General features: G+C 56.5%; 16 protein-coding genes and 1 tRNA gene. 7 read left to right on the plus strand and 10 right to left on the minus strand.

From position 1 onward, the window contains the following. Nucleotides 1-19 precede the first annotated feature (19 nt). Nucleotides 20-1,669 (plus strand): malate dehydrogenase (quinone), encoded by a 1,650-nt coding sequence (gene mqo, locus HCH49_RS01535; RefSeq protein WP_221702047.1) that lies wholly within the window; start codon nucleotides 20-22, stop codon nucleotides 1,667-1,669. 135 nt (nucleotides 1,670-1,804) lie between these two features. Here the strand turns inward: mqo and eco are convergent, their stop codons facing one another. Next, on the minus strand, nucleotides 1,805-2,308 hold the full coding sequence (gene eco / locus HCH49_RS01540; RefSeq protein WP_221702051.1) for a serine protease inhibitor ecotin: 504 nt from the start codon (nucleotides 2,306-2,308) through the stop codon (nucleotides 1,805-1,807). Between the two features lie 209 nt (nucleotides 2,309-2,517). Here eco and HCH49_RS01545 point away from each other — a divergent pair, with 209 nt between their 5' ends. Together HCH49_RS01545 and HCH49_RS01550 are read left to right on the plus strand one after the other, a co-directional pair. Then, a complete protein-coding gene (locus HCH49_RS01545) occupies nucleotides 2,518-2,778 on the plus strand; it encodes a DUF2534 family protein (RefSeq protein WP_008500962.1) in 261 nt (86 codons plus the stop codon). A 138-nt stretch (nucleotides 2,779-2,916) separates the two neighbouring features. Continuing rightward, complete coding sequence (locus HCH49_RS01550) at nucleotides 2,917-4,104, plus strand: MFS transporter (RefSeq protein WP_211438285.1); 1,188 nt, start codon at nucleotides 2,917-2,919, stop codon at nucleotides 4,102-4,104. Nucleotides 4,105-4,140: 36 nt separating this feature from the next. Here HCH49_RS01550 and HCH49_RS01555 read toward each other — a convergent pair. The 3 genes from HCH49_RS01555 to HCH49_RS01565 form a co-directional block, all read right to left on the minus strand. Beyond that, nucleotides 4,141-4,217 (minus strand) — tRNA-Pro (locus HCH49_RS01555). 72 nt (nucleotides 4,218-4,289) lie between these two features. Then, a complete protein-coding gene (gene yejM, locus HCH49_RS01560) occupies nucleotides 4,290-6,050 on the minus strand; it encodes an LPS biosynthesis-modulating metalloenzyme YejM (protein ID WP_047060568.1) in 1,761 nt (586 codons plus the stop codon). 19 nt (nucleotides 6,051-6,069) lie between these two features. Next, nucleotides 6,070-6,297: a YejL family protein gene (locus HCH49_RS01565; RefSeq protein WP_008500958.1), complete on the minus strand. Its 228-nt coding sequence runs from the start codon at nucleotides 6,295-6,297 to the stop codon at nucleotides 6,070-6,072. A gap of 134 nt (nucleotides 6,298-6,431) precedes the next feature. Here HCH49_RS01565 and yejK point away from each other — a divergent pair, with 134 nt between their 5' ends. After that, complete coding sequence (gene yejK, locus HCH49_RS01570) at nucleotides 6,432-7,439, plus strand: nucleoid-associated protein YejK (RefSeq protein ID WP_221702052.1); 1,008 nt, start codon at nucleotides 6,432-6,434, stop codon at nucleotides 7,437-7,439. Nucleotides 7,440-7,491: 52 nt separating this feature from the next. Here the strand turns inward: yejK and rplY are convergent, their stop codons facing one another. Further along, entirely contained in the window at nucleotides 7,492-7,776 is a 285-nt protein-coding gene (rplY, locus tag HCH49_RS01575; protein ID WP_029740955.1) for a 50S ribosomal protein L25, read from the minus strand. 125 nt (nucleotides 7,777-7,901) lie between these two features. Further along, a complete protein-coding gene (locus HCH49_RS01580; protein WP_221702053.1) occupies nucleotides 7,902-9,662 on the minus strand; it encodes a DEAD/DEAH box helicase in 1,761 nt (586 codons plus the stop codon). A gap of 281 nt (nucleotides 9,663-9,943) precedes the next feature. On the opposite strand from HCH49_RS01580, the gene rsuA reads away from it, so the two are divergent. The 3 genes from rsuA to HCH49_RS01595 all read left to right on the plus strand — a co-directional run bounded on the left by rsuA (nucleotide 9,944) and on the right by HCH49_RS01595 (nucleotide 12,486). After that, nucleotides 9,944-10,651: a 16S rRNA pseudouridine(516) synthase RsuA gene (gene rsuA / locus HCH49_RS01585; RefSeq protein WP_221702054.1), complete on the plus strand. Its 708-nt coding sequence runs from the start codon at nucleotides 9,944-9,946 to the stop codon at nucleotides 10,649-10,651. A 15-nt stretch (nucleotides 10,652-10,666) separates the two neighbouring features. Then, complete coding sequence (locus HCH49_RS01590) at nucleotides 10,667-11,863, plus strand: Bcr/CflA family multidrug efflux MFS transporter (protein WP_008500953.1); 1,197 nt, start codon at nucleotides 10,667-10,669, stop codon at nucleotides 11,861-11,863. A 278-nt stretch (nucleotides 11,864-12,141) separates the two neighbouring features. Beyond that, nucleotides 12,142-12,486 (plus strand): YejG family protein, encoded by a 345-nt coding sequence (locus HCH49_RS01595; RefSeq protein ID WP_028013883.1) that lies wholly within the window; start codon nucleotides 12,142-12,144, stop codon nucleotides 12,484-12,486. A gap of 3 nt (nucleotides 12,487-12,489) precedes the next feature. Here the strand turns inward: HCH49_RS01595 and yejF are convergent, their stop codons facing one another. From yejF to HCH49_RS01615, 4 genes are read right to left on the minus strand one after another with little or no spacing between them, the layout of a single operon-like run. After that, nucleotides 12,490-14,079: a microcin C ABC transporter ATP-binding protein YejF gene (yejF, locus tag HCH49_RS01600; protein ID WP_221702055.1), complete on the minus strand. Its 1,590-nt coding sequence runs from the start codon at nucleotides 14,077-14,079 to the stop codon at nucleotides 12,490-12,492. Nucleotide 14,080: 1 nt separating this feature from the next. Continuing rightward, nucleotides 14,081-15,106, minus strand: a complete 1,026-nt coding sequence (locus tag HCH49_RS01605; RefSeq protein WP_033146047.1) for an ABC transporter permease — start codon at nucleotides 15,104-15,106, stop codon at nucleotides 14,081-14,083. Continuing rightward, entirely contained in the window at nucleotides 15,106-16,200 is a 1,095-nt protein-coding gene (locus HCH49_RS01610) for a microcin C ABC transporter permease YejB (protein ID WP_024908182.1), read from the minus strand. The genes HCH49_RS01605 and HCH49_RS01610 overlap by 1 nt, the downstream gene beginning before the upstream one ends. 9 nt (nucleotides 16,201-16,209) lie before the next feature. Further along, entirely contained in the window at nucleotides 16,210-18,015 is a 1,806-nt protein-coding gene (locus HCH49_RS01615) for an extracellular solute-binding protein (protein ID WP_143346726.1), read from the minus strand. Nucleotides 18,016-18,085: the final 70 nt, after the last annotated feature.

Below are 18,085 nucleotides of genomic sequence, written 5' to 3' on the forward strand. Positions count from 1 at the left end.
TTACACTAAGGCATAAATTATGAAAAAAATGACTGCCATGCTCTTTTCTCTGGCCGTGGGGCTTAACACCGTCTCCATGGCGGCGAAAGCTGACGCACCAAAAGAGCAGGAAACGGACGTCCTTTTAATTGGTGGCGGTATCATGAGCGCCACGCTGGGAACCTATCTGCAAGAACTGCAGCCGGACTGGTCTATGACCATGGTCGAGCGCCTTGATGGCGTGGCGCAGGAGAGTTCGAACGGATGGAATAACGCCGGTACCGGACATTCGGCACTCATGGAACTGAACTATACGCCGCAGAAAAAGGACGGTTCCATTAGTATCGAGAAGGCGGTCGAGATCAACGAAGCATTCCAGGTTTCTCGCCAGTTCTGGTCTCATCAGGTCAACAGCGGCGTGATGCACGACCCGCACTCCTTCATTAACACCGTGCCGCACATGAGCTTTGTGTGGGGTGAGCAGAACGTTAACTTCCTGCGCGCGCGCTACGCCGCTCTGCAGCAGAGCACGCTGTTCCGCGGGATGAAATACTCTGAAGACCACGCGCAGATTAAAGAGTGGGCTCCGCTGGTCATGGAAGGTCGTGACCCGAACCAGAAAGTGGCGGCAACCCGTACCGAAATTGGTACCGACGTTAACTACGGCGAAATTACCCGTCAGCTGGTGACGTCTCTGAAGAAAAAAGAGAACTTCAACCTGCAGCTCAGCACCGAAGTACGCGGTTTCAAGCGCAACGCGGATAACAGCTGGAGCGTGACCGTCGCCGATCTGAAAAACAACGAAGCCGAGCACGTCATCAAGGCGAAGTTTGTCTTTATCGGTGCGGGCGGCGCGGCGCTGAAGCTGCTGCAGGAGTCCGGTATTCCGGAAGCTGACGACTACGCGGGCTTCCCGGTGGGCGGCCAGTTCCTGGTGTCCGATAACCCGGAAGTGGTGAATCGTCATCTGGCAAAAGTGTACGGCCAGGCTTCCGTTGGCGCACCGCCGATGTCTGTTCCGCACATCGACACCCGTATGCTTGACGGCAAACGCGTGGTGCTGTTTGGGCCGTTCGCGACCTTCTCCACCAAGTTCCTGAAAAATGGCTCCCTGTGGGATCTGCTCAACGCCACGACCACCTCTAACGTCAAGCCGATGATGGATGTGGGTCTGGATAACTTCGACCTGGTGAAATACCTGATTAGCCAGGTGATGCTCTCTGACGACGACCGTTTCGAGGCGCTGAAAGAGTACTATCCGCAGGCGAAAAAAGAAGACTGGCGTCTGTGGCAGGCGGGTCAGCGCGTACAGATCATCAAGCGCGATCCGAAAGAGGGTGGCGTGCTGCGTCTGGGTACCGAAGTGGTAAGCGATAAGGATGGCACCATCGCCGCGCTGCTGGGTGCGTCGCCGGGCGCGTCTACCGCTGCGCCAATCATGCTGCACCTGATGGAAAAAGTGTTTAAAGATAAAGTCGCCAGCCCGGAATGGCAGGCGAAGCTGAAAACCATTATTCCATCCTACGGCACGAAGCTGAACGGCAACGTGAGCGCGACGGAGCAGGAGCTGGAATACACCAGCCGCGTACTGCAGCTGCAGTACATCAAGCCACAGGCTGCGGATGCGGCGCCAAAAGCGGAGCTGAAGCCTCAGCCGGAAAACAAACCGGTTGCGGATATCGCGCTGTAAGATAAAAGCAAAACGGTAACATCCGTTACCGTTTTTAGTGTTTTCTCCCTCTCCCAGTGGGAGAGGGGTGGGGTGAGGGCACCAGAGCGCACCCTTTCCGGGTCGGGTAAGGCGAAGCCGCCACCCGACTTAATTTCAACGTACTACGGCTTGTCCGATGTTCTCATCAGCCTTCCAGATGCGATACTTCACTTCCACGTTTTCAGGCGTATAGACCACGATCGGCAGCTTGCTGTTGTAGCGCAACAGACTGTTGTCGCCCAGATACGCCGTTACAAATTTCTTCTCTTTCTTGCCGTCCGGGCAGGCCATCATGGTGGAGACCGGAGAGGTCACTTTGTCAAAGACGTAATAGTCGTAACCCCAGCCTTCCAGGGTTTTGCTTTCCAGCTGACCGCCCAGACGGTGCTGGTTGCAGTCCACTTCCAGCGTCTTGCCAATTAACAGTTCCACTTTGAAGTTCGCTTCATCCTGCTGAACCGGCAGCTGAATCCCCTGACGCTTCATCCCTTTGTCCGCCTGCGGGTACGGAGCCACTTTTTCCAGCGGCTGCTGTTTTGGGGTTTCGCTGGCGAAAGCGCTGCTGCTGACGCACGCGGCGGCGATGAGGGCGATGGCAAATTTAGGTGCGTTTTTCATTGTCATTCCTTTATGTCAAAACGATCCTGCGCAGGTTAACATAACAACGATGAATGATTGGTGTTATTTACTTACATTTTCACTATAGGTAGCGTTATGCGCTTTTAATTTACCTGTTTAGTGGTTGTTTGTGCTGGTGTGGAGTCGGGTGCCAGTTCGTGTTATTTTAGACCCTATATATTGTTATTCATCTGTAAAAGGGAAGAGAGATGGTTCGTGCAAAACTGAAAACGCCTGAAGGCCGCAAGTTCCTCCTGGCGCTGCTGGTCGTATTTATGATTGCCGCCGCGTGCGTGGGGCGGGCAACCATTGTTGGCGTTATCGAACAGTACAATATTCCCCTCTCAGCCTGGACAACCAGCATGTATGTCCTGCAGTCGGCGATGATCTTCGTCTACAGCCTGGTGTTCACCGTTCTGCTGGCCATCCCGCTGGGCATTTTCTTCCTGGGCGGACGTGAGAAGCATTAGGCGTCGACCTGCGATAACTAAGCCATCCTGCCGGATGGCTTTTTTTATGGTCTCATCCCACTCTCCTCAGGTTTTTTTAATCCGCGATATCCTATCCTGTAAGCATTCAGGCAACTGTTTTTAAAGCAGGAGCAGTAGATGCGTTCCAGATTTCCAGTGCTCAGCCAGATCCCCAAAGGCGTCTGGGTTGTGGGAGGCGTCAGTATGTTGATGGATATCTCGTCAGAGAGTATTCACAGCCTGCTGCCACTTTTTATGATGACCACCCTCGGTACGAGCGTGCTGTTTATCGGCCTGATTGAAGGGCTGGCGGAGGCCACTGCGCTTTTTATTAAGGTCTTTTCGGGGGCGATAAGCGACTACCTGGGTCAACGTAAGGGGCTGGCCCTGCTAGGGTATGGCCTGGGGGCGCTAAGCAAACCTCTTTTCGCATTAGCCTCCTCTTCCGGGATGGTTTTAGGCGCACGTCTGATAGATCGTACGGGGAAGGGGATACGGGGCGCACCGCGGGATGCACTGGTTGCAGACGTCACGCCGCCGGAAATGCGTGGTGCGGCATATGGTCTGCGTCAGTCAATGGATACCACAGGCGCATTTCTTGGCCCATTACTGGCCGTAAGCTTAATGCTATTGCTGGACAACGACTTTCGCACTGTTTTCTGGATAGCCCTTATCCCCGGTCTGCTTTCAGTTGCCTTGCTCTATTTTGGCCTTCAGGAGCCGAAAACTCCCCTCGAACATAAACGTACTAATCCCATTAAACGAGAGAATTTAAGGCGGCTGGGTAAAGCGTGCTGGTGGGTGATTGGCCTTGGTGCAGTGTTCACGCTTGCCCGGTTTAGCGAGGCTTTTCTCGTCCTTCGTGCGCAGCAGTCGGGCGTTCCTCTGGCCCTTATTCCGCTGGTGATGGTGGTCATGAACGTACTCTATTCCCTTTCCGCATACCCTTTTGGCAAACTTTCTGATGGCATGAGCCACACCCGGCTTCTGCAGTGGGGGCTAATGGTGCTGATTGTTGCAGATATTGTTCTGGCGCTGAGCAGCCACTGGATGGGAGTCCTTTTAGGCGTCGCGCTTTGGGGAATACATATGGGTATGACCCAGGGACTACTGGCGGCAATGATCGCTAAAACCGCACCGTCCGATCTGCGCGGTACGGCTTTCGGTATTTTTAGTCTGGTCAGCGGCGTGGGATTGTTAATCGCCAGCGTGGGAGCCGGCGCGATATGGGAAACGTTTGGCGCGGAATATACGTTTTATGCCGGAGCGGTGATTTGTCTGACTACGCTTGTGTATCTGCGCAAAACGCCGGACGAGGCGAAATAAAAAAACCAGCCATCAGGCTGGTTTTCAATATGTTTTTGGTCGGCACGAGAGGATTTGAACCTCCGACCCCCGACACCCCATGACGGTGCGCTACCAGGCTGCGCTACGTGCCGACGCATAAAAAGAATACTACTCGATTCCGTTTTGAATGCAAGGGAATCTGTCGCTAACTGGTTTATTATTAATCAGTTAGCGATGAAGCGCTTCTCATCCGTCAGAACCTGAAGCAGCAGGCTCAGCTGCGGTTTCTGGTCTTTCAACCGTTCACCCTGCAGATTGTACGTCTGATAATTCCCGTTGCTGTTCAGCACCAGCGTCAGCTTCGGCGTGGTGACTACCAGCGTATTATTCCCCGCCGCCGTCACCCAGCTGTGGCGGCGCGCGGCGCTGAAGAGATCCTGCCCCTGCGAATACTCGTTTGCTGGCGTGCTGACGTGCAGCAGGCGTTGCATCAGGGTGGTCATCACATCTTTATGCTCGGTGAGCATATTGATGCGCTGCGCCGGGGTGCCTGGCCAGTGGATCACCAGCGGAACCTGCAGATTCGGGCGAGACCAGCTCATACTCTTCGTCTCGTCACCTAGCGGGATGCCATGGCCCGCGGTCACGATCACCACGGTATTGTCCAGCTTGCCCGACTCGCGAAGCGCGTCAAGCACGCGGCCTATCTGCGCATCAACATCGCCAGCCGCGCGGCCGTAGCGGCGCGCAAAATCACTTTTATTGCTGTTGGCAAGCGTTGTACCGTTAAAGGCAACCCATGAGAACCAGCGGTTATCTTCCTGGGCGTAGCGCTGCAGCCAGTTTATCCACTGGCTGGCGGTCTGCGCATCGGACTGATTTTGTGCCGTCGGCAGTGAGAAATCGGACAGCAGCGCCTGGCGGTAGAGCGGGCTGTTAAAGCCATCGGAGGAGAACAACCCTAACTGATAGCCTTGCTGATTCAGCCCGGTGATCAGCGCCGCAGGCGTGCGGGTAGACAGTACGCCGTCCATATAGCCGGCTGAAATGCCATAGAAGAGGCCAAAGATGCCCGCATCGGTTGTGTTACCGGAGCTCATATGCTGAGTAAACGAGACGTTCTGACTCGCGAAAGCGGCCAGCGCCGGCATCTGCTTCTCGAAGCGGGAATAGTTCAGGCCATCGACGGTGATCAGCAGGACGTTTTGCCCGCGCCCCATATCGCGGTAGTTCAGGTCGCTCAGAGGATACTGAACGCTGACGGCTTCCGGATTACCCTGCTCGATAAGACGGCGCTGGTACTCTTGCGCATCAAGCAGACCGTGTTTCTCGAGGAAGCGACGGGCCGTCATCGGGTACGAGAGCGGCAGGTTCGCGCGCTGCATGGTAATAGGGCGATAGAAGTTCGCATCCGCCCAGATATACATGATGTGCGAACTGATAAAGGAGACGAAGAAGAGCGCGGCGACGGGCTTCGCATAATGGCGTCGCCGGGTCAGACTGCGGAGCTTTTGCCAGCTCCAGGTGGCGAACAGCATCTCAATCAGCAGGATCACCGGGACGCTGATAAACATCAGCTGCCAGTCACGGGCCGTTTCGTTCTGGTCGGGGTTAATCACCAGTTCCCAGACGATAGGGTTGAGGTGCAGGTGGAAGCGGGTGAACACTTCACTGTCGATAAGCAGCAGCGTCATCCCCACCGTCGCAAGGATGGCGGACAAGAACCGCATCAGACGCTGCGACATGACGATAAACGTCAAGGGGAACAGGATCAGCAGATAGGTGGCGAAAACCAAAAAGCTAAAGTGACCGACAACGCTTATCCAGGAGTAGATACGCCCGGTTAGCGTTGTTGGCCAGTCTGCGACAAACAGATAACGACAGCCAATGACCGTCGCCAGCAGAATGTTGAACAGGGCAAACCAGTGCCCCCAGCTGACCATCTGGGAGACTTTTTCACGGTAGCGCTGACGATTCGTCACCATAAACTGTTGTTCGTATCCCTTAATGGGCCGGGTCGTTGCTGACGGACGACTGTAAAGCCTGGGCGAACGATTTTGCGATCGCCTGACGCTGAGCCGGAGCAACGCTGGTGTTAATCAGGTTGGTGACCATATTTCCCAAAACCATCAGGGAGAGATCGGTCGGCGTTTTATGTTTTTCCAGTACGTTGACCAGCTCACTGAGCAGTTGTTCAACGTGTTCATCACTGTAGCGGGAATGTTGTGGCATAAATCAAAATCAGTTTGTTGATGAAAGGGCAACATATTACCGTAGCAACAGCTTTTTTTCCCCTTTTTTATCTGTTGTTGCACACATGTCCTGGTGGTGGTTGAATACCGCCCGGTCTAAAAGGAGAGTTTATCATGAGTCTGGAAATCAACCAGATTGCCTTGCACCAGCTTATCAAGCGTGATGAGCAAACCCTTGAAGTGGTGCTGCGCGATTCGTTACTGGAACCCACGGCGACCGTGGTGGAGATGATGGCAGAGCTGCATCGCGTCTACAGTGCCAAAAATAAAGCCTATGGCCTGTTCAGCGAAGAGAGTGAACTGGCCGATAGCCTGCGCCTGCAGCGTCAGGGCGAAGAGGATTTCCTGGCGTTTAGCCGCGCCGCAACAGGGCGTCTGCGCGACGAGCTGGCGAAATATCAGTTCGCCGACGGCGGGATCGTGCTGTTCTGCCACTATCGCTACCTGGCGGTCGAGTATCTGCTGGTTACCGTGCTGAATAACTTAAGCAGCATGCGCGTGAACGAGCAGCTGGATATCAGCTCAACGCATTATTTGGATATCAACCATGCGGATATCGTGGCGCGTATTGATTTGACCGAATGGGAAACCAACCCGGAGTCGACCCGCTACCTGACTTTCCTGAAAGGGCGCGTGGGCCGCAAAGTGGCGGATTTCTTTATGGATTTCCTCGGTGCCAGCGAAGGTCTTAACGCCAAAGCGCAGAACAAAGGGCTGCTGCAGGCGGTTGACGACTTCACGGCTGAAGCGCAGCTCGATAAATCTGAGCGCCAGACCGTGCGTCAGCAGGTTTACAGCTACTGCAACGAACAGCTGCAGGCAGGGGAGGAGATCGAGCTGGAGTCCCTGTCAAAAGAGCTGGCGGGCGTCAGCGAAGTCAGCTTCCAGGAATTCACCGCGGAAAAAGGCTATGAGCTTGAAGAGAGCTTCCCGGCGGATCGCAGTACGCTGCGTCAGTTAACCAAGTTTGCCGGCAGCGGCGGTGGGTTAACCATCAACTTTGACGCGATGTTGCTGGGTGAACGCATCTTCTGGGATCCGGCCACCGATACGCTGACCATTAAAGGTACGCCGCCGAACCTGCGCGATCAGCTTCAGCGCCGCACCTCGGGCGGGAAATAACAGCCATAAAAAAACCCCGCAGAAGCGGGGTTTTTTTTCGACGTGTTTGCGATTACGCGCGAACGAAGTCGATGTGAGACAGTTTTGGCTTGAACGGGTGACGCTGAACAGCCTGAACTTTCACTTTTTCTTCTTTACCGCCAACAACGATGGTCAGAACTTCGCTGTAGAATTCAGCTTTGGTCTGCAGGTTCCACAGTTTGTCGTGATCCAGTTCGATTGCAACTGGAGCAGCTTCGCCACCGTAAACGATAGCCGGGAACTTGTTAGCGTTACGCAGGCGGCGGCTCGCACCCTTACCCTGCACGTTACGTACTTCTGCTTCGATAGTGAACATTGATTTCTCTCTGTATTTAAAACCCTGCTACAGGCGACCCAGCAGCAGGTGAGTGTTCTGCCTCACGGATGTGAAGCGGGCGGCATTTTATACTCAAATGCCCCTCACATCAATGAAAAGTCCCGCTAACCGCGCAATTCGTTGGCGCGACGGAAGCGACCTTCATAGTCAAAGAGCTTCTCGCGCACCTGCCAGAACTGGCCTTTCTTACGGGCGACGACAAAATCCGGATGGCGCAATAACACCTGCTGGCGCACGATATCGGCCACGGTTATCCAGCGCAGGGGCACGCCCGGCGTGCGGGTATGCGGGCGGATAAACAGCTGCTCGAAGGCCATTCGCTGGGCAGGCGTCTGAACCCGGAAACGCTCGCTGACGTCCGCCCCGTCTTCGTCGTAATAGGTGATTTTCAGCCACTCGCCTTTTTCATCGGCGCCGGGCTGCAGTGCCATGCCGGAACAGCGCAGCACCAGGGCATCTTTCAGCTTTAGCGCCGCTTTCAGCATGTCGTCCGGGTCAACCAGCACCGTGTCGCATTCCCGGCAGCGGCGAGCGGCAATGTCGTTTTCGGCGTTGCACTGCGGGCAGTTTTTGAACCGGAAGCGGAAATCGCACTGCTCGCGTTGCCCGCCATCATCTTCAAACCAGCCCTGACAGCGGCGGCCAAAGTGTTCGATCAGCGTACCGTCGGCGGTGGTTTTCCCCCAGAAGGTGTTGGCAAACCCGCAGGCAGGGCAAAAGACCTGTACGGGCACGTTGTCGCTTTTCCCTTTTGGCGCGCCGACTTCAGGTGTATAGAGATCGTGCGGGTTACCGGCATAATCCAGAATCAGGCAGTCGGTTTTTCCCGGGGCCAGGCGCAGGCCGCGGCCAACAATTTGCTGATACAGACTGACCGATTCGGTCGGGCGCAAAATGGCGATCAGGTCGACGTGCGGGGCGTCAAAGCCGGTGGTCAATACCGACACGTTTACCAGATAGCGGAACCGCTGGGCTTTAAAGTCGTCAATCAGGCCGTCGCGCTCCGAACCGGGCGTTTCGCCGGTGATTAACGCCGCGTCGCCGGCGGGCAGTAACCCGGTGATCTCTCGCGCGTGCTCAACCGTGGCGGCAAAGATCATTACCCCTTTGCGCGTCGCGGCGAACTCCTCAATCTGGCTGATGATATGCGGCGTAATACGCTTTTGCTTTTTCAGCTCCTGGTTGAGATCCGCTTCGCTGAATAAGCCGTTGCTCTGCGCCTGCAGACGGCTGAAATCGTACTGCACCACCGGCATATCCAGCCGTTCAGGCGGCGTCAGGTAGCCATGTTTAATCATGTAGCGCAGCGGAAGTTCGTAAATGCAGTCGCTAAACAGGGCCTTCTCATCGCCGCGCACCATGCCGTGATAATGGTAGCGATAGATCCAGCCTTTCCCCAGGCGAAACGGGGTCGCCGTCAGGCCCAGCAGGCGCAGGTGAGGGTTCACCGCTTTCAGGTGAGCCAGGATTTGCTGATACTGGCTGTCGTCGTCATCGCTGATGCGGTGACACTCGTCAACAATCAGCAGCGAAAATTCGCTGCGAAATAGCTCCAGATTGCGCGCCACCGACTGCACGCTGCCGAAGACCACTTTGCCGTGGCTCTCTTTGCGCTTTAGCCCGGCGGCGAAAATATCGGCTTCCAGCCCAAGCGCACAATACTTGGCATGGTTTTGCGCGACGAGCTCTTTGACGTGTGCCAGCACCAGCACGCGACCACGGGCCAGACGCGCCAGTTCGGCGATGACCAGGCTTTTGCCTGCGCCGGTCGGTAGCACAATCGCCGCCGGCTCGCGATGTTTACGGAACCAGGCGAGGGTGGCGTCAACGGCTTCCTGCTGATAGGGACGAAGTGTAAAAGTCATAGGGTCTCGGTTTCGTTATTCCGCACATATACCCGTCATACTTCAAGTTGCCTGTGCGTTGGCTGCACTCGTTCACCCCGGTCACTTACTTATGTAAGCTCCCGGGGATTCACTCCTTTGCCGCCTTCATGCAACCCGAATTATTTAGGGTATAGATAGTATGCCACGAAACTTTTTCCCTTGAGTGGCGCAACCAGACCATTATACTGAACCGTTCCAGACTGCTTCTTTTTTCGGACCTGTTGTCCGACTTCCAGCACCATTAAGGCTAAAAAGATTTCATGCGACTTGATAAGTTTATCGCTCAGCAACTCGGCGTAAGCCGCGCTATTGCCGGGCGCGAAATTCGCGCCAGCCGCGTTACCGTGGATGGTGACATTGTGAGAGACAGCGCGTTCAAACTGCAACCTGACCATCAGGTTGAGTATGACGGCAATCCGCTGACCCAGCAGCACGGTCCGCGCTACTTCATGCTCAATAAGCCGGAAGGCTACGTCTGCTCAACGGACGATCCCGATCACCCGACGGTGCTCTATTTCCTCGACGAACCGGTGGCGCACAAGCTGCACGCCGCAGGCCGCCTCGACATCGACACCACGGGTCTGGTGCTGATGACCGACGACGGACAGTGGTCGCATCGCATTACTTCCCCGCGTCACCACTGCGAGAAAACCTATCTGGTCACGCTGGAGTTGCCGGTGTCGGATGACACGGCAGAGCAATTCACGAAAGGCGTTCAGCTGCATAATGAAAAAGATCTGACCAAACCCGCCGTGCTTGAGGTGATCACGCCGACGGAAGTCCGTCTGACCATCAGCGAGGGGCGTTACCATCAGGTGAAACGTATGTTTGCCGCGGTGGGGAACCACGTTGTTGGCCTGCATCGTGAGCGGATTGGTGCGATCGAACTCGATCCCGACCTGGCGCCAGGCGAATATCGCCCGTTAACGGAAGAAGAGATCGCCAGCGTCGGTCTGCCTTCGCACTAATTTCAGGAGAGCTCTGTGACCACCAGGCCACACTCGTCGTTCAAAATCGTCTTCATTCTTGGCCTGCTGGCCATGCTGATGCCGCTGTCTATTGATATGTACCTGCCCGCGCTGCCGGTCATTTCCGCGCAGTTTGGCGTTCCGGCGGGCAGCGCGCAGATGACGCTCAGCACCTATATTCTCGGCTTTGCCCTCGGCCAGCTGTTTTATGGCCCGATGGCGGACAGCCTTGGACGCAAGCCCGTTATTCTGGGCGGGACGCTGGTATTTGCGGCCGCAGCGGTTGCCTGTGCGCTGGCGCAGACCATCGATCATCTGATTATCATGCGCTTCTTCCACGGTCTGGCGGCGGCAGCGGCAAGCGTGGTGATTAACGCCCTGATGCGCGATATCTACCCTAAAGAAGAGTTCTCCCGCATGATGTCGTTCGTGATGCTGGTGACGACGATTGCGCCGCTGGTGGCCCCGATGGCCGGTGGTGCGGTGCTGGTGTGGTTTAGCTGGCATGTGATTTTCTGGATCCTGGCCCTGGCCGCGCTGCTGGCCTCGGCGATGATCTTCTTCTTTATTGATGAAACGCTTCCCGTCGAGCGCCGTCAGAAATTCCACATCCGAACCACAATAGGCAACTTTGCCTCGCTGTTTCGCCACAAGCGCGTGCTCAGCTATATGCTGGCAAGCGGGTTCAGCTTCGCCGGGATGTTCTCCTTCCTGAGCGCCGGGCCGTTTGTCTACATTGAGCTGAACCACGTTTCGCCGCAGCACTTCGGCTACTATTTCGCGCTTAACATCGTCTTCCTGTTCATCATGACCATCATCAACAGCCGTTTTGTCCGGCGGGTGGGGGCGCTGAACATGTTCCGCGCCGGGCTGTGGATCCAGTTTGTGATGGCTATCTGGCTGGTGGTGAGCGCGTTTCTGGGCGTGGGCTTCTGGGCGCTGGTGGTCGGCGTGGCGGCCTTTGTCGGCTGCGTGTCGATGGTGTCATCTAATGCGATGGCGGTTATCCTGGATGAGTTTCCGCATATGGCGGGCACCGCCTCTTCCCTGGCGGGGACGTTCCGCTTCGGTATTGGCGCTATCGTCGGGGCGTTGCTTTCGATGGCCACCTTTACGACGGCATGGCCCATGCTGTGGGCGATGGCTTTTTGCGCAACCAGCTCGATACTTTTCTATCTTTACGCCAGTCGACCGCGAAAAGCGGCCCACTAAAATAAGAGAAGGCCCGGCAGGGCCTTTTTTGTTGATGCATATCAACCAAACCCCCGTTCGTTTATTCCGTGTTTGTTTATTTTATGTAAAATCTATTTGTGTAAAAAGTCACATCATTGTATTCAAAAAGGTTGAGTTAGATCGCAGAAACGGGTACATATAGCGCCGACGCAAGCCTGGATATCGATAAAAAAGCGCTGAATAGTGCAGGCTGGCGATGATGTGTTACTATAAATGTAAATAAATTGTGAAGTAAATTTTGCTTCCGGGGAACGAACGTGAATACATTACAACTCTCCATTGTCCATCGCTTGCCCCAGAGCTATCGCTGGTCGGCGGGTTTTGCAGGTTCGAAAGTTGAACCGATTCCGCAAAGCGTCGCGGGCTGTGAAAACTGCCTGGTGGCACTCAAGCTGCTGAGCCCGAGCGACGAAAATGCATGGCGGGTGATGGAGCGTCTCAGTCAGGCCCTGACGGATATCGAAGTGGACAGCTCCGTGCTGGAGTGTGAAGGTGAGCCGTGCCTGTTCGTGAAGAGCCAGGACGAGTTTGCCGCCACCTGCCGTCTGAAGAATTTTGGCGTTGCCATCGCGGAGCCTTTCTCCGGCCAGTACCCGTTCTGACCGCTAGTCTGCCGACAACAGCTGGCGCGTGTAGCGCTGCGTTGGCGCGCTAAATACGCGCTGGCACTCTCCCTGCTCGACCACTTCTCCCTGTCGCAACACAATCACCTGATGGCATAGCGCCCGCACCACCTGAAGATCGTGGCTGATAAAGATATAGGCCAGCCGGTGCTTTTCCTGAAGCCCTTTCAGCAGCGCCAGGATCTGCGCCTGAACGGTTCTGTCCAGCGACGACGTCGGTTCATCCAGAATAATCAGCTCCGGCTTCAGGATCAGCGCGCGGGCAATGGCGATACGCTGGCGCTGCCCGCCGGAGAATTCAGCCGGATAGCGGTGGCGCGTCCCGGCATCTAAGCCCACTTCGGCCATCACCCGCATAACTTCCTCCTCGCGCTGCTGAGCGCTCAGGCCGGGCTGATGCACGCGCAGACCTTCCTCGATAATCTGTAACACGCTAAGCCGTGGGTTAAGCGAGGAGTTGGGATCCTGAAACACAACCTGCATGCGGGGCCGCACGGGCAGCATCTGACGGCGGTTCCAGCGGTGCAGCGGCATATCGTCAAAGAGGATCTCGCCCTGGGAGGCAATTAAGCGCAGCAGCGCCAGACCGGTGGTACTTTTGCCGGAACCGGATTCGCCCACCAGCCCCAGAGATTCTCCCGGGCGCAGCGAGAAGCGGATGTTTTTCAGCACCGGATTCTGGTCGACGATGCGCCGCAGAATACCTTTGCGGATCGGGAACGAGACGGACAAATCCTCAACGCGCAGCAGCGGTGTGCTGTCAGCCGCGAGCGGAACCGGGTCGCCGGAGGGTTCGCTGTCGAGCAAACGCTGCGTATAGGGGTGCTGCGGCGCGCTCAGCAGCGTGGACGCGCTATTCTGTTCAACGCATCGTCCGTTTTGCATCACCGCGACGCTGTCGGCCAGCTTTCTCACAATGCTCAGGTTGTGCGTGATAAACAGCAGGCTCATGTTCAGCTCGTCACGCAGTTCCCGCAGCAGCGTCAGTATTTGCGCCTGTACCGTCACGTCCAGCGCCGTTGTGGGCTCGTCGGCAATCAACAGCTCGGGTCGCGTGAGCAGGGCCATAGCGATCATCACGCGCTGTCGTTCGCCGCCGGAGAGCTGGTGCGGAAAATCATTCAGCCGTTTGGCCGCATTGTGTATGCCCGTTCGTTCCAGACAGTCCAGAATTTCTCCCCGCGCGGCCTCTTTGCGCATCCCCCGGTGCAGGGAGAGCACTTCATAGAGCTGTTTTTCCAGGCTGTGCAGAGGGTTGAGGGAAACCATCGGCTCCTGGAAGATCATCGCGATTTTGTTGCCGCGTATGCCGCGCAGGGTATGTTCGTCGGCATGCAGCAGCGAGCTGCCGTGAAACAGAATATCCCCTTGCGGGTAGCTCACCGGTGGGGACGGCAACAGGCGCAGGATGGAGAGTGCCGAAACGCTCTTGCCTGAACCCGACTCGCCCACCAGGGCCAGCGTTTCCCCGGTCTGGATCTGCAGCGACAGGTCGGTGACCACGGTGCGCGTCTCGTCCTGCTTAGAAAAAGCAATCGACAGGTTATCAATACTGAGAAGAGGCTGGGTCATTTTATACCGCCTTGTTCGGATCGAAGGCATCGCGCACGGCTTCGCCAATAAAAATCAGCAGCGACAGCAGCACGGCCACGGAAAGAAAGGCGGCGATGCCTAACCACGGCGCCTGCAGGTTGTTCTTGCCCTGCAGCAGCAGTTCGCCGAGCGACGGGGAACCCAGCGGTAGCCCGAAACCAAGAAAATCCAGTGAGGTGAGGGTGGTGATGGAGCTGCACAGAATAAACGGCAGGAAGGTGAGCGTTGCCACGACCGCGTTGGGCAGCATGTGGCGGAAGATGATCCCCCGGTCGCTCACGCCAAGCGCCTGCGCGGCGCGAATGTAGTCGAAATTGCGGGTGCGTAGGAACTCCGCGCGCACCACGCCCACTAGCGCCATCCAGCCGAACAGGACGGTGATGCCCAACAGCCACCAGAAGCCAGGCTGCACCACGCTGGAAAGCAGGATGATCAGAAACAGCGTTGGCATACCTGACCAGACTTCAATAACCCGCTGGCCCCACAGGTCAATTTTCCCGCCGTAGTAGCCCTGAACGGCGCCCGCCACGACGCCCATTACGCTTGAGAAGATCGTCAGCATCAGCCCAAAGAGAAGAGAAATTCGCGTGCCATACAGGATGCGTGCCAGCACGTCCCCGCCGTTAGCATCCGTTCCCAGCCAGTTTTGCGCGGAGGGCGGAGAAGGGAAGGGAGTTGTGGTGGCGAAGTTAATGCTGTTTGCGCCAAAGCGTACCGGCGCCCAGAGCGCCCAGCCGTGCTGCTCAATCTGCTGGCGAAGCCACGGATCCTGATACTCCGCCGGTGTCGCAAACGGGCCGCCAAAGTCGCTTTCGCTGTAACTGGCGATAACCGGCACGTACCAGCGGTCGTTAAAATGCACCAGCAACGGCTTGTCGTTGGCGATCAGCTCCGAACACATGCTTAAGGCAAACAGCACGGCAAAAATCCACAGCGACCAGTAGCCGCGGCGGTTGTGGCGAAAGCGGGCCCAGCGGGCCTGGTTGACGGGGCTTAAACGCGGCATCAGCGGCCCTCAAAATCGATTCGGGGATCGACCAGCGTATAGCTGATATCACTGATGATATTCAACAGCAGGCCAATCAGGGTGAAAATATAAAGTGTGCCAAACATCACCGGATAATCGCGCGACACGGTAGCCTCATAGCCCAGCAGCCCCAGGCCGTTGAGCGAGAACATCACCTCTATCAGCAGCGAGCCGGTAAAAAACATGCCGATGAACGTGGCCGGAAATCCGGCGATCACCAGCAGCATGGCGTTGCGGAACACGTGTTTCCACATAATCTGCTTCTCGCTCACGCCCTTGGCGCGGGCCGTGACAACGTACTGCTTACGAATCTCATCGAGAAAGGCGTTTTTGGTCAACATGGTCAGGGCCGCAAACCCGCCGATGACCGTGGCCAGCACCGGCAGCGTGATATGCCAGAGATAGTCGGTGATTTTCTGATACCACGGCAGGGAGCTAAAATCGGCGGAGACCAGCCCCCGCAGCGGGAAGAGGTCGAAATAGCTTCCCCCGGCAAAAAAGACAATCAGCAGGACGGCAAACAGAAACGCCGGTATGGCGTAGCCGATAATGATGAACGTGCTGCTCCAGATATCAAACCGGCTGCCGTTATACACCGCTTTGCGGATCCCAAGCGGTATAGAGACCAGATAGATAATCAGCGTTCCCCACAGCCCCAGCGTTATCGAAACCGGCAGGCTTTGCTTGATCAACGTTAACACTGACGCACTGCGAAACAGGCTATCGCCAAAATCAAAGCGGATGTAATCCCAGAGCATCTTGAAATAGCGTTCGTGAATCGGTTTGTCAAAGCCGTAGCGGTGGGTGATCTCGGCGATCACTTCCGGATCCAGCCCGCGTCCGCCGCGATAATGGCTTTCGCTGATATTCCCTACGCCGGTTCGCGCATGGCTCGCGCCCATCCCTTCACCGCCGCCGCCGGGCATGCCGCCGCTGTTGCCAAATTCAATGGCGGCAATTGCCTGATCGACCGGGCCGCCGGGGGCGATTTGCACGATAAAAAAGTTAATCGTGATGATGGCCCACAGGGTGGGGATGACCAGCAGGAGACGACGGAGAAGATAGGCACCCATGATGATTCCTTATCGCCGCTCAGCGGGAAGTCTGGCGGCTTTGTTAACGTCATACCACCAGGTATCAAAGCCCAGGGAGTAGACAGGGCGCACGGCAGGCACGGAGAACTTGTCCCAGCGCGCAAGGCGATCTTCGCCCATATACCACATCGGCAGCATGTAGTAGTTCCAGGTCAGGACCCTGTCGAGGGCGCGCCCGAGCGGCAGGAGCTTTTCTTTATCCCCCTGCGCCGCCACTATTTTCGCAATCAGCGCGTCAATCGCCGGGCTTTTTACCCCGGGCGCGTTGTATGAAGAGTCGATGTAGCTGGAGGCCCAGGAAATTTGCAGGTCGGAGCTGGGCCACGGCTGGGCGGGCCACAGGCGCTGCATCATGTCGTAATCACGGCTGCGCATGCGGCTGGTGATCTGCGCGTTATCAACCTGGCGAATGTTCATGGTCACGCCCAGTCGCTCAAGGTTGTGCTTAAACGGCAGTACCCACTGATCGTTGCCCCCGGACGAGAGCAGCAGCTCAAAGCTGAGAGGCTTACCCGTTTTGGCATCGACACGCTTTTGATTTTTCAGGTGCCAGCCCGCGTCATCCAGCAGTTTACTGGCTTTCAGCAGGTTGTCGCGGTCGTAACCGTCACCGTCCGACGCGGGTGGCTGAAACACGGTGGTGAACACCTGCGGCGGCAGCTCCGCTTTCAGCGGCGCCAGCAGTGCCAGCTCGTCGGCTTTCGGGTAATCGCGCGCGGCGTATTCGGTGTTCTGGAAATAGCTATTCGCACGGCTGTAGGCCCCGTAAAACAGCGCTTTGTTCATCCACTCAAAATCAAAGGCCAGGGAAATGGCTTCGCGCACCCGGCGGTCATTAAATACCGGACGCTGAATATTAAACGCCAGCCAGCGGGTGTCCTGGGCAGACTCATTTTTGTGCTCGTCTTTGACGATATAGCCTTTGGCGAAATTTTTGCCGATATAGCGGGTCGCCCAGTTTTTGGCGCTGCTCTCGACGCGTAAATCGAAAGCGCCGGCTTTGAACGCTTCAAACGCCACGTTATCGTCGAGGTAGTAATCATAGCGAAGGGTGTCGAAATTCCAGCGCCCGCGGTTTACCGGCAGGTCTGCCGCCCAGTAGTCTTTCACGCGAGAGTAAACGACATATTGCCCCATGCGCCAGTCGGTGATGCGGTATGGGCCGCCTGCCAGCGGCGGCGTGGAAAGCGGGTCGCTTAGCTTATGGTTTTTCCAGAACGATTCAGGCATCACCGGCAGCGAGAACAGGCTGAGCATATTCTCTTTGTTCGGTTCGCTCAGCTCGATGCGCACGGTGAGCGGCGCAATGGCTCTGACGGAAGCCCCTTTATACACGATGCGGAACTGGGGGACGCCTTCGGTCATGAATTTATGGAAGGTGAACGCGACGTCGCTGGCCTTCACCGGCGTGCCGTCGTGAAAACGCGCTCGCGGATTCAGCGAAATTTCCGCCCAGGCGAAGTTATCGGCGTAACGCACGTTCTCGGCAATCAGCGGATAATAGCTGCCGGGCTCATCATCCGACGTGACGAAGAGCGTATCGTAAAGCGATTCCGTTCGCGCGGCCGCCACGCCGCGCAGGGCGAAGCGGTTGAAGTTGTCGAATGTTCCCGTGGCGGAAAGCGTGACCTTTCCGCCCTTCGGCGCGGCAGGGTTAACGTAATCGAAGTGCGTAAAATTGACCGCATATTTCGGCTCGCCAATCACCGCGAAGGCGATATTTTCTTTGATGGCCTGCGCCTGGCTGGACAGGCTCGTTAGTGCCAACATCAGCAACATGAAGCGCATAAGCATCTTGCGGCGGCTCCCTCTTTTACAGACCGGCTCGGTTAAGCTGAATAATAAGTGACGTCACGGGCAATGT

Origin of the sequence: Enterobacter sp. Y17 (genome assembly GCF_019730495.1) — a bacterium.
Classification (GTDB): Bacteria; Pseudomonadota; Gammaproteobacteria; order Enterobacterales; family Enterobacteriaceae; genus Enterobacter; species Enterobacter asburiae_B.

Bases quoted from the DNA above. Each gene is read 5' to 3' on its own strand.
- yejM (WP_047060568.1), bottom strand. From the start codon at position 6,050: ATGGTGACGAATCGTCAGCGCTACCGTGAAAAAGTCTCCCAGATGGTC.
- HCH49_RS01550 (WP_211438285.1), top strand. From the start codon at position 2,917: ATGCGTTCCAGATTTCCAGTGCTCAGCCAGATCCCCAAAGGCGTCTGG.
- HCH49_RS01605 (WP_033146047.1), bottom strand. From the start codon at position 15,106: ATGCCGCGTTTAAGCCCCGTCAACCAGGCCCGCTGGGCCCGCTTTCGC.
- HCH49_RS01615 (WP_143346726.1), bottom strand. From the start codon at position 18,015: ATGCTTATGCGCTTCATGTTGCTGATGTTGGCACTAACGAGCCTGTCC.
- yejF (WP_221702055.1), bottom strand. From the start codon at position 14,079: ATGACCCAGCCTCTTCTCAGTATTGATAACCTGTCGATTGCTTTTTCT.
- HCH49_RS01610 (WP_024908182.1), bottom strand. From the start codon at position 16,200: ATGGGTGCCTATCTTCTCCGTCGTCTCCTGCTGGTCATCCCCACCCTG.
- yejK (WP_221702052.1), top strand. From the start codon at position 6,432: ATGAGTCTGGAAATCAACCAGATTGCCTTGCACCAGCTTATCAAGCGT.
- HCH49_RS01565 (WP_008500958.1), bottom strand. From the start codon at position 6,297: ATGCCACAACATTCCCGCTACAGTGATGAACACGTTGAACAACTGCTC.
- rplY (WP_029740955.1), bottom strand. From the start codon at position 7,776: ATGTTCACTATCGAAGCAGAAGTACGTAACGTGCAGGGTAAGGGTGCG.
- rsuA (WP_221702054.1), top strand. From the start codon at position 9,944: ATGCGACTTGATAAGTTTATCGCTCAGCAACTCGGCGTAAGCCGCGCT.
- HCH49_RS01580 (WP_221702053.1), bottom strand. From the start codon at position 9,662: ATGACTTTTACACTTCGTCCCTATCAGCAGGAAGCCGTTGACGCCACC.
- mqo (WP_221702047.1), top strand. From the start codon at position 20: ATGAAAAAAATGACTGCCATGCTCTTTTCTCTGGCCGTGGGGCTTAAC.
- HCH49_RS01545 (WP_008500962.1), top strand. From the start codon at position 2,518: ATGGTTCGTGCAAAACTGAAAACGCCTGAAGGCCGCAAGTTCCTCCTG.
- eco (WP_221702051.1), bottom strand. From the start codon at position 2,308: ATGAAAAACGCACCTAAATTTGCCATCGCCCTCATCGCCGCCGCGTGC.